At 62.5% G+C, this 13,998-nt stretch carries 16 protein-coding genes (1 of these 16 only partly in view); 8 read left to right on the top strand and 8 right to left on the bottom strand.

Annotated elements, in window-relative coordinates:
- Positions 1-159, top strand: partial view of a fasciclin domain-containing protein gene (locus P8S53_RS02545; RefSeq protein WP_277805603.1) — the end only. 321 nt of this gene lie to the left of the window's left edge; the window shows 159 of its 480 coding nt (coding positions 322-480); its start codon lies off the left edge, out of view; it ends in the stop codon at positions 157-159.
- A gap of 63 nt (positions 160-222) precedes the next feature.
- Here P8S53_RS02545 and hemE read toward each other — a convergent pair whose 3' ends face one another.
- Positions 223-1,272, bottom strand: coding sequence for a uroporphyrinogen decarboxylase (gene hemE / locus P8S53_RS02540; RefSeq protein WP_277805602.1), 1,050 nt, complete (start codon positions 1,270-1,272; stop codon positions 223-225).
- A gap of 109 nt (positions 1,273-1,381) precedes the next feature.
- Between hemE and hemC the strand changes: the two genes are divergently transcribed.
- The 3 genes from hemC to P8S53_RS02525 all read left to right on the top strand — a co-directional run bounded on the left by hemC (position 1,382) and on the right by P8S53_RS02525 (position 4,891).
- Positions 1,382-2,341 carry a hydroxymethylbilane synthase gene (gene hemC, locus P8S53_RS02535; protein WP_277805601.1) on the top strand — a complete coding sequence of 320 codons (960 nt, stop codon included), beginning with the start codon at positions 1,382-1,384 and terminating at the stop codon, positions 2,339-2,341.
- Between the two features lie 115 nt (positions 2,342-2,456).
- Positions 2,457-3,884: a YcjX family protein gene (locus P8S53_RS02530; protein WP_277805600.1), complete on the top strand. Its 1,428-nt coding sequence runs from the start codon at positions 2,457-2,459 to the stop codon at positions 3,882-3,884.
- Positions 3,881-4,891 carry a YcjF family protein gene (locus P8S53_RS02525; protein ID WP_277805599.1) on the top strand — a complete coding sequence of 337 codons (1,011 nt, stop codon included), beginning with the start codon at positions 3,881-3,883 and terminating at the stop codon, positions 4,889-4,891. The genes P8S53_RS02530 and P8S53_RS02525 overlap by 4 nt, the downstream gene beginning before the upstream one ends.
- Positions 4,892-5,017: 126 nt before the next feature.
- Here P8S53_RS02525 and P8S53_RS02520 read toward each other — a convergent pair whose 3' ends face one another.
- The 4 genes from P8S53_RS02520 to P8S53_RS02505 form a co-directional block, all read right to left on the bottom strand.
- On the bottom strand, positions 5,018-5,590 hold the full coding sequence (locus P8S53_RS02520) for a peroxidase-related enzyme (protein ID WP_277805598.1): 573 nt from the start codon (positions 5,588-5,590) through the stop codon (positions 5,018-5,020).
- A gap of 1 nt (position 5,591) precedes the next feature.
- Positions 5,592-6,308: a GNAT family N-acetyltransferase gene (locus P8S53_RS02515; protein WP_277805597.1), complete on the bottom strand. Its 717-nt coding sequence runs from the start codon at positions 6,306-6,308 to the stop codon at positions 5,592-5,594.
- Entirely contained in the window at positions 6,305-7,036 is a 732-nt protein-coding gene (locus P8S53_RS02510; RefSeq protein WP_277805596.1) for a molybdopterin-binding protein, read from the bottom strand. The genes P8S53_RS02515 and P8S53_RS02510 overlap by 4 nt, the downstream gene beginning before the upstream one ends.
- Before the next feature lie 92 nt (positions 7,037-7,128).
- Entirely contained in the window at positions 7,129-7,674 is a 546-nt protein-coding gene (locus P8S53_RS02505; RefSeq protein ID WP_277805595.1) for an NADPH-dependent FMN reductase, read from the bottom strand.
- Positions 7,675-7,804: 130 nt separating this feature from the next.
- On the opposite strand from P8S53_RS02505, the gene P8S53_RS02500 reads away from it, so the two are divergent.
- Entirely contained in the window at positions 7,805-9,457 is a 1,653-nt protein-coding gene (locus P8S53_RS02500) for a thiamine pyrophosphate-binding protein (RefSeq protein ID WP_306417860.1), read from the top strand.
- 63 nt (positions 9,458-9,520) lie between these two features.
- Here P8S53_RS02500 and P8S53_RS02495 read toward each other — a convergent pair whose 3' ends face one another.
- From P8S53_RS02495 to P8S53_RS02485, 3 genes are read right to left on the bottom strand one after another with little or no spacing between them, the layout of a single operon-like run.
- Positions 9,521-10,168 carry an HAD family phosphatase gene (locus tag P8S53_RS02495; RefSeq protein WP_277805593.1) on the bottom strand — a complete coding sequence of 216 codons (648 nt, stop codon included), beginning with the start codon at positions 10,166-10,168 and terminating at the stop codon, positions 9,521-9,523.
- Positions 10,165-10,734, bottom strand: coding sequence for a 16S rRNA (guanine(966)-N(2))-methyltransferase RsmD (gene rsmD / locus P8S53_RS02490; RefSeq protein ID WP_277805592.1), 570 nt, complete (start codon positions 10,732-10,734; stop codon positions 10,165-10,167). The genes P8S53_RS02495 and rsmD overlap by 4 nt, the downstream gene beginning before the upstream one ends.
- Positions 10,731-11,936: an NAD(P)/FAD-dependent oxidoreductase gene (locus tag P8S53_RS02485; protein WP_277805591.1), complete on the bottom strand. Its 1,206-nt coding sequence runs from the start codon at positions 11,934-11,936 to the stop codon at positions 10,731-10,733. Before P8S53_RS02485 ends, rsmD begins: the two co-directional genes overlap by 4 nt.
- Before the next feature lie 86 nt (positions 11,937-12,022).
- On the opposite strand from P8S53_RS02485, the gene P8S53_RS02480 reads away from it, so the two are divergent.
- The 3 genes from P8S53_RS02480 to P8S53_RS02470 are packed head-to-tail and all read left to right on the top strand — an operon-like array spanning position 12,023 to position 13,993.
- A complete protein-coding gene (locus tag P8S53_RS02480) occupies positions 12,023-12,511 on the top strand; it encodes a peroxiredoxin (RefSeq protein ID WP_277805590.1) in 489 nt (162 codons plus the stop codon).
- A 3-nt stretch (positions 12,512-12,514) separates the two neighbouring features.
- Positions 12,515-13,684: a GNAT family N-acetyltransferase gene (locus tag P8S53_RS02475; protein WP_277805589.1), complete on the top strand. Its 1,170-nt coding sequence runs from the start codon at positions 12,515-12,517 to the stop codon at positions 13,682-13,684.
- 18 nt (positions 13,685-13,702) lie between these two features.
- Entirely contained in the window at positions 13,703-13,993 is a 291-nt protein-coding gene (locus P8S53_RS02470; protein ID WP_277805588.1) for a 4a-hydroxytetrahydrobiopterin dehydratase, read from the top strand.
- Positions 13,994-13,998 lie beyond the last annotated feature (5 nt).

The raw sequence follows: 13,998 nt of genomic DNA, 5'->3' as shown, positions 1-13,998 counted from the left end.
CTGACAGATGGCATGATGGCTGAAACCGTGAACGGCCAATCGATCACCATCGGTGTGGGCGACACTGTTACCGTTGATGGCGCGACCGTCATTCAGGCCGATATCGAGGCCAGCAACGGCGTGATCCATGTGATCGACAGCGTAATCCTGCCGGAATAATACTTGCCGGACATTTACCGCTCACGCGGTATGATGCGGGCGGCCACAGGGCCGCCCGTTTTTTCATGCCTTGAAGCTGCGCACAGTCTCGACCATCAGCGCGACATTTTCGGGGTCTGCATCGGGCGTAATGCCGTGGCCCAGATTGAAGATATGTGGCCCCTTGCTGAAGGCGCGCACCACGCGCGTCGTTTCATCAACCAGCGCCTGACCGCCGGTGACCATGTGGCTGGACGCCAGATTGCCCTGCACGCAGCCGTCACATTGCACATGCTGTGCCGCCCATTCGGGCGTTACCGAATTGTCGATGGCAACACAATCCGCGCCGGTTGCGCGGCCGAACCCGATATAGGCGTCGCCTGCTTCGCGCGGGAAGGCAATGACGGGCACGCCGGGGTGGCGTTCATTTATGGCCCTGATGATCTGGCGGGCGGGTTCCAATGCGTAGCGGGTAAAAGCATCGCCCTTCAGCGACCCCGCCCAACTGTCGAATATCTTGACGACTTCGGCACCTGCCTGAATTTGCATGGACAGGTATTCGATTGTTGCCAGTGTAATGCGGTCCATCAGCGCATCAAATGCCTGTGGTTCAGATTCGCGCATCATATGGGCCGGTCCCTGATCAGGGGTGCCGCGTCCGGCAATCATATAGGTGGCCACGGTCCAGGGCGCACCGGCAAAGCCAATCAATGTGGTGTCGCGCGGCAATTCGCGCGCCAGAATGCGCACGGTTTCATAAACCGGCGACAGCGTGTCATGAATGGCATCCACGGGTTTCAGGGCATCAACACCTGCACGATTGCCGATCTGCGACAGGCGCGGCCCTTCGCCGGTGACAAACCACAGGTCTGCGCCCAGCGCCTGCGGCACCAGCAAAATGTCGGCAAACAGAATGGCCGCGTCGAACCCGTAGCGGCGAATCGGCTGCAACGTAACCTCGGCCGCAAGTTCGGGGTTGTAGCATAGCGACAGGAAATCCCCCGCCTGTGCCCGCGTCGCGCGATATTCCGGCAGGTAGCGGCCTGCCTGCCGCATCATCCAGATTGGCGGCGTTGGCAGCGTTTCGCCTGCAAGGGCGCGCAAGATTGTCTTGGTCGGGGCAGGTGCGGTCATGCGTATACTCTCCTTGAATTCCACTCTCGTCCCAAGACCGGCACAAGTTGTCAAGTGCAGTGTACACTCTGCGCTTGTCAGGACAGGATCGCAGCGCTAATCAAGTGCCATGACACATGTATACCCGACCCCCGACCAACCCCTGAAAATTGGCACGCGCGGCTCTCCTTTGGCGCTGGCACAGGCATATGAGACGCGCGCGCGGCTTATGGCCGCATTCAACCTGCCAGAGCAGGCGTTCGAGATTGTGCCCATCAAGACAACAGGCGACGACCGCAGCATGATCGACGCCGACCGCCCGCTGAAAGAGATCGGCAACAAGGGGCTGTTCACCAAGGAAATCGAAGAGGCGATGCTGGCAGGCCGCATCGACATTGCCGTGCATTCCATGAAGGATATGCCGACAGAACAACCTGACGGGCTGGTGCTGAACTGCTACCTGCCGCGCGAAGATGTGCGCGATGCGTTCGTTTCGCGGCGCGGGGTCGCATCGCTGGCCGACCTGCCCGCGGGCGCGGTTGTCGGCACATCCAGCTTGCGGCGCAGGGCACAGTTGCTGAACCGCCGCCCCGACCTGAACGTGGTGGAATTTCGCGGCAATGTTCAGACGCGGCTGTCCAAGCTGGACAATGGCGTGGCCGATTGCACCTTTCTGGCCATGGCGGGCCTGAACCGTCTGAACATGTCAGATGTCGCAAGTTCCGCCATCGCCCCCGAAGACATGCTACCCGCCATTGCCCAAGGGGCCATAGGCATTGAATGGCGCAGTGCTGACGACCGCACCGCCGAACTGCTGGCACGCCTGCACGATGTGCCCACCGACCAGCGGCTGGCGGCGGAACGCGCCTTTCTGGCCGGGCTGGACGGGTCTTGTGAAACCCCGATTGCCGGGCTTGCCATGATCGAGGGCGGTGAAATCTGGTTGCGCGGCGAAATATTGCGCCCTGACGGGTCTGAACGCCTGTTTGACGAAGGGCGCGCGCCTTTGGCAGATGCCGCGCTTCTGGGGCAGGACATGGCCGCAAGATTGCGCGCCCGCGCCCCTGCCGGGTTCTTCGACTGGCATTAACCGGCCCGCGCGCCCTGTTTGAAGAACGATGCCGCCCAGATGCACGCCCTTTGCGGTATGGCTGGCAAGTTGCGCCCGCGCCCCTTATCTATGATTTATCAGATAAGGGGCAGGCATGGCATCCGGCAGATTGACATATGCGCTTGCGGACCGCGTTGAACGCGCGGGCGCCACGGTGACAGGCGCAATTTCGGGCGTGTTTTCCGAACCTGCGCTGCGGCTGGGGGTCACTGGTCTGTCGGGCGCGGGCAAGACAGTGTTCATCACCTCGCTGGTGGCCAATCTGCTGGATCGCGGGCGTATGGGCCGGATGCAGGCTGTGGCCGGTGGCCATATCGAAGCGGCCTTTTTACAACCGCAACCTGATGACACGCTGCCACGCTTCGACTATGAAAAGCATCTGGCGGCGCTGACAGGTCCCGCGCCGCACTGGCCCGAAGGGACGCGCCAGATCTCGCAGTTGCGGCTGTCGTTTCGGGTGCGCCCGGCGGGGTTGCTGGCAGGGATCAGGGGCAGCCGCGTCCAGCATATCGACATTATCGACTACCCCGGCGAATGGTTGCTGGATCTGGTGCTGCTGGACAAAAGCTATGAACAATGGTCCGGCGAAACACTGGCGCGGCTGAAAACCCGCCCCTATGCCGATGATTTCCTGACCAGACTTGCCGCAACAGACCCAGTCGCGCCGCATGAAGAAGCGACAGCGCTGGCCCTGACCGAAAGCTTCACAAACTATCTGCACACGGCCCGCGCCAATGGTCTGTCCGACATCACCCCCGGGCGCTTGCTGCTGCCCGGCGATCTGGCAGGCTCGCCGGTGCTGACCTTCGTTCCGATGGCGGGCACAGGGCCGCGCGGGTCGCTGGCGCGCGAAATGGCGCGCAGGTTCGACGCCTACAAGGCACAGGTGGTCCGCCCCTTCTTTCGCGCCCATTTCGCCCGCATCGACCGTCAGGTTGTGCTGGCCGATGTGCTGGGTGCCATCCATGCGGGGCCGGATGCCGTGGACCGGCTGGGCCAGACGATGACGGAACTTCTGTCGACATTCCGCCCCGGCCGCACGGCATGGCTTGCCCGCATTCTGGGGGGCAAACGCGTGGAACGCATCCTGTTTGCCGCCACCAAGGCCGACCATCTGCACCACAGCCAGCACCCCCGCCTGACCGCGATCACAACCGCCCTGCTGCGCCAGTCCCGCGACCGTGCAGATTTCGCAGGCGCCAACACGAACGCACTGTCCATCGCCGCGCTGCGCACCACCGTTGAAGAACAGCACGAACAGGGCGGGCAGATGCTGGATTGCGTGCGCGGCAAGCTTTTGGACAGCGGCAAGCAGGCCGCCTTCCATGCAGGCGATCTGCCCGCAGACCCTGCCCAACTCATCGGGCAATCCGGCCATGACGCGGCGCGGCGCTGGCTGGATGCGGATTACCGCATCATGCGATTTGCCCCTGCCCCCCTGACCCGCGCACCGGGCGACGGGCTGCCTCATATCCGCATGGACAGCGCGGCCGAATTCCTGATCGGGGACCTGCTGAAATGACTGACCGAAAGCCTTTCCTCGTCGAACTTGACGACACCACCGCTGCCGCCAGCCCTGACACCGCGCCGCCGCTGCCCGATGATGACGGCCCGCCGCAACAGGCCGCAACAGGCCATGCGATGCTGCTTGCCATGCGCGGCGCACGCACAAGGATCACGCTCTGGGCCAAACTGGGCTGGGGGGGGCTGGCAGGCTTCATCACGCTGGCGCTGTCGGTCACAGCCTGGGATTTCGTGACCCGACTTGTCGCCCGCAACCAAGCGCTCGGCTATCTCGCGCTTGGCCTGCTTGTCCTTCTTGTCGCCGCCGCATGCGCCATGATTTTACGCGAATGGGCAGGCATCCGCCGCCTGCACCGCATCGACAGGCTGCGCCAGCAAGCCGACCATGCCAGAACGGCCCAAGACCGCGCCGAAGCTGCACAAACGGTCGCTGCGCTGATGGCGCTTTATGCCGACCGGCCGGACATGCGCTGGCCCGTAGGCCGCATGGCGGAAATCACCCCCGACCAACCCGATGCTGATGCCCTGCTTGATCAGGCCGAGGCCACACTTCTTGCCCCGCTTGACGCCGCTGCCCGCCTTCAGGTCGAAGCCGCCGCGCGGCAGGTGGCCCTGCTGACCGCCATGATCCCGCTTGCTCTGGTCGATGTGATCGCGGCCCTTGTCACCAATCTGCGCATGATCCGCCGCATCGCCGAAATCTATGGCGGGCGCGCGGGCACATTGGGCAGTCTGCGGCTGTTGCGCGGGGTTATCACCCATCTTCTTGCAACCGGTGCCGTCGCTGTGGGCGAGGATATGGTCGGCGCGGTCGCATCCGGCGGGATTGTCTCGAAACTCTCGCGCCGCTTTGGCGAAGGGGTGGTGAATGGCGCGCTGACCGCACGCCTTGGCATTGCCGCAATCGAAATCTGCCGCCCCCTGCCCTTCCAGACCCTGCCGGCGCCGCGCACCAGCGCCATCATGCGCCGCGCCGTCAGTGGCCTGTTCGACAAGGCATCATGATCTCACGCTGGCCCAAATATCCACGGGGTTGCCCAAGGGGGGCGTGCCCCCCTTGGGGCGGGGGGTTCAGCATGGGTCGCAGACCCGTGATGCCGGGGGGCAGCCGCCCCCCGTCCCCCCTTCCGGTCAGACGTGCCGTGCCATGGTATGGTATTCGGCGTTCGGCTCCATTCCCGTGGCCGATGCCACCCTGTTGGACATCGAAAAAAAGCCCACCACCGCGATGATGTCAAATATATCACGGTCGGAAAACCCGTGCGCGCGCAGGGCGTCGCGGTCGGCCTCGCACACTTTCGCGCTGGCCTCTGTGACCAGGGCTGCAAAATCCAGCATGGCGCGGGTGCGCGCATCCAGCGGCGCTGCGCGGTAATTCATCACCATCGCCTCGCCCAGCGCAGGATCACCCGACAACTCCCGCACTGCCGCGCCGTGGGCGACCTGACAATACCAGCACCGGTTGATGGATGACACCACCACAGCAATCATCTCGCGCTCCAGCTTGCTCAGCGCGCTGTCACCCAGCATCAGATCATTATACATGCCCACGAAGGCGTCGAATTTCGCCACATCGAACAAATAGGCCTGCAAGACATTCGGCACCATGCCCAGTTTCTGCTCTGCAAGCTCCAGATATTTCTGTGTGCGTTCCGGCAACGGATCAACCGGTGGCAGGTTCAGCTTTGTCACTTGATCGGACATGTCAGTCCTCCTTCTGACGATAGGAATATCGCGCCATCACCTGCATGCCCAGCGCATCATAAAGCGCGCGTGCGGGTCCGTTTGCTTCGGTCACGGCCAGTGCCAGCCAGTGCGCGCCCTGCGCCTGCGCCCAGAACGCGGCCCCTTGCACGATATTGCGCGCAACCCCCTTGCGGCGCAGGGCGGTTGCCACTTCGACCGCATGCACCATCGCAATATCGCCATCTATGGCACAGAATGCAGCCCCTGCGGCACGGTCATGACTGCGCGCAATCAATCCAGCCTTTGGCCCGCGCACACGCGCCATGACCTGCACCCGTGCAGGCCCGATGCCCCCGTCAGCCCAAATGCTGCGCATGATCGCCAAGGGCGGCCAAACCGGATACAGACTGATCGCGGGCGGTTCTTGCGCAATGGCCGCAACCGGGGCGGCATAGATCACACTGGGGTCGACACAGCGATAGCCGCACGCCTCCAGCCGGTCTTGCAGGCGTGTCTGCCCCTCTCGCAGCATGAAAAGCGGCTGTTGCGCCAGCGCGCGCATGGCTGTTTCCGCAACGGGAATGCTGCTGTCCTCATCCTCGGTGGTGGCGGCGCTGACGCGTTTGCCCCCGCCTGCGCCATCGCGGATGGTCCAGCCACCGGTGACCGATTTTGACCGCGCAGGCCATGTCCCTTCCAGCGCCGCGATCAGCGCACCCTGGCCGGGCAGTGTCATGCAACGGCCTCGGGGAATAATTCCGACAGGCGCACCATGGCCGCATCAACCTGCGCACGCGCTTGCCCGCGCACCACGACATTTGCGCCATAGGCCCCGTCGCGCTGGAACGGATAGCACCCGATGGACAGTTCGGGATAGGCGGCGGCCAGCGTCGACAGATCGGCCGCTATCTCGCCTTCGCCGCGATTGATGCACAGGCTTTGGCTGTAAAGCGCCTGTCCCGATGTCAGCAATGGCAGCACAGACGCCACCATGGCCTGAAATACCGCCGGCACACCGGCCATCACATGCACATTGCCAATGGTGAATCCCGGCGCAGAGGAGACGGGGTTTTCAATCAGGCTGGCCCCGTCAGGAATGCGCGCCATGCGCAACCGTGCGGCGTTCAGTTCCAGCCCTGTGCGCTGGTAATGCGCGGCCAGAATGGCGCGCGCATCATCGCGGATGTCAACATTCACCCCGAACGCCGCCGCCACCGCATCGGCGGTGATATCATCATGCGTCGGGCCAATGCCGCCCGAAGTGAACACATGGTCATATTCCGCGCGCAACGCATTCAGGCTTGCTACGATCTTGTCATGCGCGTCGGACACAATCCGCACTTCGGCCAGATCAATTCCGCGCATGCACAGCTGACCTGCCAGATAATGCATATTCGCATCACGGGTGCGCCCCGACAGGATTTCATCACCGATGACCAGCATCGCGGCGGTGGGGTTCGACATTGGCAACTCCGATCACTACAGGCGTCCAACAGGTATAGAAGCGCCGCGCGCGGGATTCAAACCCTTGTCGCGCAAATACAAGGCGCGGGCGGTCAGTTCCGCGCGATTTGCGCTTCCTTGCGCAGCACGGTCATCAGGTCAGACAACAAATTGACATAGCTTTCGGTCGTCAGGTGCCCGTCAGCGTCGAAATGGTCCTTGGGGCTGGCCACCAGCATTTCCGGTCCCTGCAACAGACGCGGGCGAAAGGGCACCATCATCAGGCGCAGCGCGAATTGCGTGCGCTCTCCACCTGCGCGGCCTGCTGCGGCCGACACAATCGCCACCGGCTTGCCCGCCCATGGCGCACCCCCGCGGCTTAACCAGTCCAGCGCGTTTTTCAGCACACCGGACGGGGCCTTGTTGTATTCGGGGCAGGCGATGACCACGGCATCTGCTGCGCGGATCAGGTCTTTCAGGCGGGTGACTTCGGGCGGAATGCCCTGCGCTTCAAGGTCTTCGTCAAAGAGTGGAAGGCGCAGATCCCCTTCGTCAAAACCCGCACCATCAAAGATGCGCGCGGCTTCAAGCAACAATTTACGGTTATACGACTCGGCGCGCAGCGACCCGCACAGACCAACAAGTTTCAAATCCGGCATGGAACCTCCTTCAGGGTTATAGGTTCAAAGCTAGGGACGGCGCGGAGAATGGCAATCATCGCGGTTGAACATGCCTGCGGAATTTCACAGACTGGCCCCGAACACAACAAAGCGAGGCGCATTCATGACCATGCGACATGGCGGGCAGATACTGGTTGACCAACTGAAGACCCAAGGCGTGCGCCGGGTCTTTTCAGTGCCCGGCGAAAGTTTTCTGGCCGCATTGGACGGACTGCACGAATCGGGCATCGAAAATATCGTGTGCCGCCATGAAGGTGCCGCAGCCATGATGGCAGAGGCCCATGCAAAACTGACCGGCCAGCCCGGAATTGTCTTTGTGACGCGCGGGCCGGGGGCCACCAATGCGTCCAGCGGTATCCATGTGGCCATGCAGGATTCCACACCGCTGATCATGTTTGTGGGCCAGATCGACAATCGCCACCGCGACAGAGAGGCATTTCAGGAAGTCAATTACCGCGAATTCTTCAAGCCGATCGCCAAATGGGCCGCCGAAGTGGACCATACCGACCGCCTGCCCGAATATATCAGCCGTGCCTTTCATCAGGCCAGCGCGGGCCGCCCCGGCCCGGTGGTGCTGGCGTTGCCCGAGAATATCCTGTCCGCACATGCCGATGTCCCCGACCTGCCGGGCGTGGCACCGACGCCACCGTCTGTGTGTTCCGAACAGATTGATGCGGTGCTGGACATGCTGTGCACCGCCAAGCGCCCGCTGGTGATTGCAGGCGGGTCGGTCTGGTCCAGCAACACGGCGCGCAACCTTGCCCAGTTTGCAGACAATTTCGGGCTGCCGGTCTGTGCGACCTTCCGGCGGATGGACCGCATCGACAACCGCCACCCGAATTATGCGGGCGATCTGGCTGTGGGGATGAACCCGAAACTGGCGCAGCGCCTGCGCGATGCCGATTGCCTGCTGGTGCTTGGGTCACGGCTGGGCGATATTGTGACCGGCGGATATGAACTGGTGAATCCTGCCTGCCCGAACAAGACCATCATCCATATTCACCCTGATCCCAACGAATTGGGCCGCGTCTACCGCCCCGATCTGGCACTGGCTGCCCCTGCGGTGGATTTCATCGCCAAACTGGCCCGGCGCGATGCGCCCGCGCATCCCGATTGGGCAGAGTGGACGCGCGCGGCACATGCCGATTATCTGGATTGGGTCACCCCTGTTGAAACACCCGGCGATGTGAAGCTGGAACAGATCATTCATGAATTATCCGACCATCTGCCGGAAGATGCGATTGTGACCAATGGCGCAGGCAATTACGCAGCCTTCTTGCACCGCTATTTGCGCGCACGCGCCTTTCCCGGCCATCTGGCCCCCACATCGGGGTCCATGGGCTACGGGTTTCCGGCCGCGATTGCCGCCAAACTGGAACACCCCGAGAGAATGGTCGTGTGTTTCGCCGGAGATGGCTGTTTCCAGATGACACTGAACGAGATGTCCACCGCCCGCCAGCATGACGCGAATATCATCGTGATCCTTTGCAATAACGGCCAGTATGGCACAATCCGCATGCATCAGGAAAAGACCTATCCCGGACGCGTCAGTGGCACGTCACTGTTCAACCCCGATTACGCGGCGCTGGCGGCGGCCTATGGCGGGCATGGCGAGAGGGTGGAGCGCACGGCAGATTTCCTGTCGGCCTTTGACCGTGCAGTCGCGGCTGGGCGGCCTGCGATTTTGGAGCTGGTGCTGGACCCTGACGCATTGTCGCCATCGCTGACTGTGGCCAAGGCGCAAGCGCTGGCGGGGGTGTGAATTCGGGCAAGGGGGGCGAGGGCGCTGCCCTCGCGCTCCCGGGATATTTTTACCAGAATGAAATCAAAGGCCAAGCAAGGCGGGAAGTGCGGCCATGGCACTAAAGACAGTTGCGCCATGTGCGGCAAGCCCCGCGCCGCTGTCATGGGGAGCATAGCCCATGCAGGTCATGCCCGCACGCTGTGCGGCCAGCGCGCCGGTAGGGCTGTCTTCGACCACAATGCAGCGCGCGGGCGGGACGGCAAATTCATGTGCCGCATGCAAGAACAAATCCGGCGCGGGTTTGGGTGCGGGCACATCTTCAGCCGCATAAAGCCTGCCTGAAAGTCGGTCCCATAGCGCCTTGTGCTGACCGATGGTGATGGCCATTTTCGCATGTCGCCCGTTCGAGCCGACACAATAGGGGATTGCGGCCGCGTCCAGCCGGTCAAGCACCGATTCTATGCCGTCGATCAAGGGCGTGCCCCGCTTCAGCCGCACATAAAGGCGGTCGTAAAACCCCTCGACCCAGTCATCGGGGAGTGCTGCGCCGTGGTCGCGGGCTTTTGCGGCAACCCCGGACATGGTGGAGCCGATGAACAGATCCATTGCGCGGTCCAATGGCAGGTCCAGCCCGCGCGCGGCCAGATCATCGCGCAGCATGCGCAATGTCGGCCCTTCGCTGTCCATGATGACCCCATCACAATCGAAAATCACCAGATCTGGTGTCATATGGCCCCCTGCAAGGTTAATAGCGTGACATAAGTGTCCCCATAGCGGCGCTGGTCCAGCAAATGCAAGCCAGCGGGCGCGGGTTGGGGCGCGTTTTCTTCCCAGACGATCAGGGCATCATCGGCCAGCCAGCCGCCCGCAAGTGCTGATGCCAGCGCCAGTGCGCCCAAACCCTGACCATAGGGCGGGTCCAGAAACACCAGCGAGAACGCCGCACCGCGATGCTCGCCCAAATTTGTGGCGTCGCGGCGGAAGACCTTGGTGCAATCCATGGCGCGCAATTTCTCGACATTCTGGCGCAGCAACCCGCGCGCCACCGCGCCATCATCAATGAATGTCACATGTGCCGCGCCGCGCGACAGCGCTTCCAGCCCCAGCGCGCCAGTGCCCGCGAACAGATCCAGCACGCGGGCATCCTGCAAAACATCACCATAGCCGCCATTCACCAGCAGGTTGAAAATCGATTCGCGCACGCGGTCGGATGTGGGACGCAAATGCGCCTGCACATCGCCGCTGCCCAGTTCGGCCAGTCTGGTGCCGCGAAACCGCCCGCCAATCACCCTCATGGCTGCAACAGGGATTTCAGGTCGGTGGCGGGGTCTGCCACCTGCGCAGGATCGGGGCTGCGGCCCGCCGCGATCAGGCGCTTGGCCAGCATGAAGGCGCGCGGATCGTTCAGCGCATCCACCGCCAGCAGCTTGTCGCCCGCATAATACCAGTGACTGCGCGCCCCCAAGCCATCGCGCACGACCACGCGGTCATAGCCCAGATTAAGCCCTGCGATTTGCAGCTTCAGATCATATTGATCCGACCAGAACCACGGCATGGGGTCATAGGACAGACCCGCACCCAGCATGTTCTGCGCCACCAGTTCGGCCTGATCTATGGCGTTTTGCACCGATTCCAGCCGCAAACGCTGGCCGCGCCACGGAAAGGACGCGCAATCGCCTGCGGCCCAGATGGTATGGTCTGACGTGCGGCCCTGCGCATCAACCGCGATGCCGTTGTCCAGATACAGGCCCGCCGCGTCAGCAAGGCCCGTGTCGGGCACCACGCCGATACCCGCGATGACAAAATCGGCGGGCAGGACGTCACCATTGCTTAGCCGCACAGAGGTGACGCGGCCTTCCCCCTCCAGCGCGGCGAGGGCGGTGTTTTCCAGTATCCGCACCCCATGGGAGTGATGCAGCGCGCGAATCGCATCGGATGTTTCGGGGGCTGCCACGCGTTGCAAAATGCGCGGGGCCATTTCGACAACTGTGACCGTTAGTCCGCGTTTGGCCGCCACTGCCGCCGCTTCCAGCCCGATATAACCGCCCCCGATGATAACAAGCTGGCGGCCCGCCACAAATTCAGGGGCCATGGCGTCAACATCCGCAAGGCCACGCACAGTATGCACGCCCGCCAACGCCCCCCCCATGGCCGCAGGCAGATTGCGCGGCACCGTGCCGGTTGTCAGGGCAAGCTGGTCATAGGCAATCACCTGCCCTGCCACGGTGACTGTGCGCGCGGTGCGGTCAATCGCGCTGACAGGTGCGCCTAGTTGCAGGTCAATATCATGTTCGGCATAAAAGCTGGCGGGGCGCAGGAACAGACGTTCCAGCGCCAGATCACCCAGCAGATAGGCCTTGGACAGGGGCGGGCGCTGATAGGGTGGCACGGCTTCCTGCCCGATCAGGGTAATCTTGCCGTCAAACCCGCCTGCACGCAATTTCGCCACAAGGGATGCGCCCGCCTGTCCGGCGCCTGTGACCACTATTCTTTCCATCTGCTGCCTCGCTGCCTCTGGCCGAATCTGTGGCTAACCCTATATCTTCATCAGTGCCAACCACAACACAACGAGGAGCGTATATAATGGCAATCACCACCGGCGACACCCTGCCCGACGCCACATTCAGCCGTATTGGCGCGGAAGGGCCGGAGCAGATTGACCTGTCGGGCCTGACCAAAGGCCGCAAGGTTGCAATTTTCGCGGTGCCGGGCGCATTCACGCCCACCTGCCATTCCGCGCATGTGCCAAGCTTCATCCGCACCAAGGATGATTTTGCCGCCAAGGGCGTGGACGAGATTATCTGCATTGCCGTCAATGACCCGTTCGTGATGAAGGCATGGGGCGAGGCTACCGGCGCGACCGAGGCGGGCCTGACCCTGCTGGCAGATGGCACCGGTGCCTTCACGAAAGCCATCGGCATGGATTTCGACGCGCCGCCTGTCGGGCTGATGGGCCGGTCGAAACGCTATGCCATGCTGGTCGAGGATGGCAAGGTCAGCGTGCTGCACACCGAAGAAAGCCCCGGCACCTGCGACGTATCGGGTGGCGAGGCGCTGCTGGCCGCGATCTGATCCATGGACGGGGGCGCGCTTTCGGTCACGCTGGTTCCTGATCTGGGGCATGTCAGCCCGCAGGATTGGGATGCCTGCGCGTGTCCGGAAGCGGCCTCTGGCCGCCCGTTCGATCCGTTTACGACACATCGTTTTCTGCGCGCACTGGAAACATCGGGGTCTGTCGGTGCAGCTGCGGGGTGGGAACCCCGTCACCTGATCGTGCAAAGCGGCAGCCAGTTGGTTGCGGCCGCACCCATGTATGTGAAATCGCATTCGCAGGGCGAATATATCTTCGACCACGCATTCGCGCAGGCCTATGGGCGCGCAGGCGGCGGGTATTACCCGAAGCTGCAAATCGCAGTGCCATTCACACCGGCCACAGGGCGGCGGCTGTTGTGTGCGCCCGATATGGGGGATGCGGGCGGTGCCGCGCTGTTGCAGGCGCTGGCCCAAATTGCGCGCGACAACGCATTGTCATCGGCGCATGTCACATTCTGCACCGAAGAGGAGGCCGCACAGGGCGCGGAACTTGGCTTTCTACCCCGCGTCACCGAACAGTTCCACTGGGAAAATCGCGGCTATGCCAGCTTCAGTGATTTTCTGGCCGATCTGTCTTCGCGCAAGCGCAAGACCATCCGCAAGGAACGCGCGCAGGCGCAGAGCTTTGGCGGCGAAATCCGCCAGTATACGGGCGCAGATATCCAGCCCGCGCATTGGGATGCCTTCTGGACCTTTTATCAGGACACAGGCGCGCGCAAATGGGGCACGCCCTATCTGACACGGGCGTTTTTCGACCATATCCATGAAACGATGCGCGATGATATTCTGCTGGTGCTGGCCGAACAGGATGGCCAGCCCGTTGCAGGTGCGCTGAATTTCATTGGCCGCGAGGGTCTTTACGGGCGCTATTGGGGCTGTATCGAAGACCACCCCTGCCTGCATTTTGAACTGTGCTATTATCAGGCGATGGACTTTGCCATTGCCCATGGCCTGCACAGGGTGGAAGCGGGCGCGCAAGGCATTCACAAGCTGGCGCGCGGCTATATGCCGTCGCGCGTCCATTCGTTGCATTATTTCCCGCAACCGGGGTTTCACAAGGCCGTGGCGCGCTATCTGACAGATGAAACACAGGCCATCACGAACGAGATGGACATCCTGCGCGACCATGCGCCGTTTCGAAAACAGACCTGACATACGAGGGCATACCAAATGGCTGTAAAGCTGACCGACACCAAGGAACTCGACGCGCTTTTGGCAAATGGCTGGCAAAAGACGGACGGGCGCGATGCGATTGAAAAGAAATTCACCTTTGCCGATTTCACCGAAGCGTTCGGCTGGATGACACGCTGCGCCATTCACGCCGAAAAAATGGATCACCACCCCGAATGGTCCAATGTCTACAAACATGTGACGGTGGTGCTGACAACCCATGACGCGGGCGGTGTCACCGATCTGGACGTGAAACTTGCGCGCAAGATGGACCAGTTCGCCGCCAACTGACGGGG

Origin of the sequence: Roseinatronobacter sp. S2, assembly GCF_029581395.1 — a bacterium.
Lineage (GTDB): Bacteria > Pseudomonadota > Alphaproteobacteria > Rhodobacterales > Rhodobacteraceae > Roseinatronobacter.
Note: the sequence above shows the minus strand (reverse complement) of the source record. Positions and strands in the feature narration are given on the sequence as shown.

Excerpts from the sequence above, each read along its gene's own strand:
- hemE (WP_277805602.1), bottom strand. The coding sequence starts at position 1,272 with ATGACCGCACCTGCCCCGACCAAGACAATCTTGCGCGCCCTTGCAGGC.
- P8S53_RS02525 (WP_277805599.1), top strand. The coding sequence starts at position 3,881 with ATGACTGACCGAAAGCCTTTCCTCGTCGAACTTGACGACACCACCGCT.
- hemC (WP_277805601.1), top strand. The coding sequence starts at position 1,382 with ATGACACATGTATACCCGACCCCCGACCAACCCCTGAAAATTGGCACG.
- P8S53_RS02480 (WP_277805590.1), top strand. The coding sequence starts at position 12,023 with ATGGCAATCACCACCGGCGACACCCTGCCCGACGCCACATTCAGCCGT.
- P8S53_RS02505 (WP_277805595.1), bottom strand. The coding sequence starts at position 7,674 with ATGCCGGATTTGAAACTTGTTGGTCTGTGCGGGTCGCTGCGCGCCGAG.
- P8S53_RS02485 (WP_277805591.1), bottom strand. The coding sequence starts at position 11,936 with ATGGAAAGAATAGTGGTCACAGGCGCCGGACAGGCGGGCGCATCCCTT.
- P8S53_RS02530 (WP_277805600.1), top strand. The coding sequence starts at position 2,457 with ATGGCATCCGGCAGATTGACATATGCGCTTGCGGACCGCGTTGAACGC.
- P8S53_RS02520 (WP_277805598.1), bottom strand. The coding sequence starts at position 5,590 with ATGTCCGATCAAGTGACAAAGCTGAACCTGCCACCGGTTGATCCGTTG.
- P8S53_RS02470 (WP_277805588.1), top strand. The coding sequence starts at position 13,703 with ATGGCTGTAAAGCTGACCGACACCAAGGAACTCGACGCGCTTTTGGCA.
- rsmD (WP_277805592.1), bottom strand. The coding sequence starts at position 10,734 with ATGAGGGTGATTGGCGGGCGGTTTCGCGGCACCAGACTGGCCGAACTG.
- P8S53_RS02515 (WP_277805597.1), bottom strand. The coding sequence starts at position 6,308 with ATGACACTGCCCGGCCAGGGTGCGCTGATCGCGGCGCTGGAAGGGACA.
- P8S53_RS02475 (WP_277805589.1), top strand. The coding sequence starts at position 12,515 with ATGGACGGGGGCGCGCTTTCGGTCACGCTGGTTCCTGATCTGGGGCAT.
- P8S53_RS02500 (WP_306417860.1), top strand. The coding sequence starts at position 7,805 with ATGCGACATGGCGGGCAGATACTGGTTGACCAACTGAAGACCCAAGGC.
- P8S53_RS02510 (WP_277805596.1), bottom strand. The coding sequence starts at position 7,036 with ATGTCGAACCCCACCGCCGCGATGCTGGTCATCGGTGATGAAATCCTG.
- P8S53_RS02495 (WP_277805593.1), bottom strand. The coding sequence starts at position 10,168 with ATGACACCAGATCTGGTGATTTTCGATTGTGATGGGGTCATCATGGAC.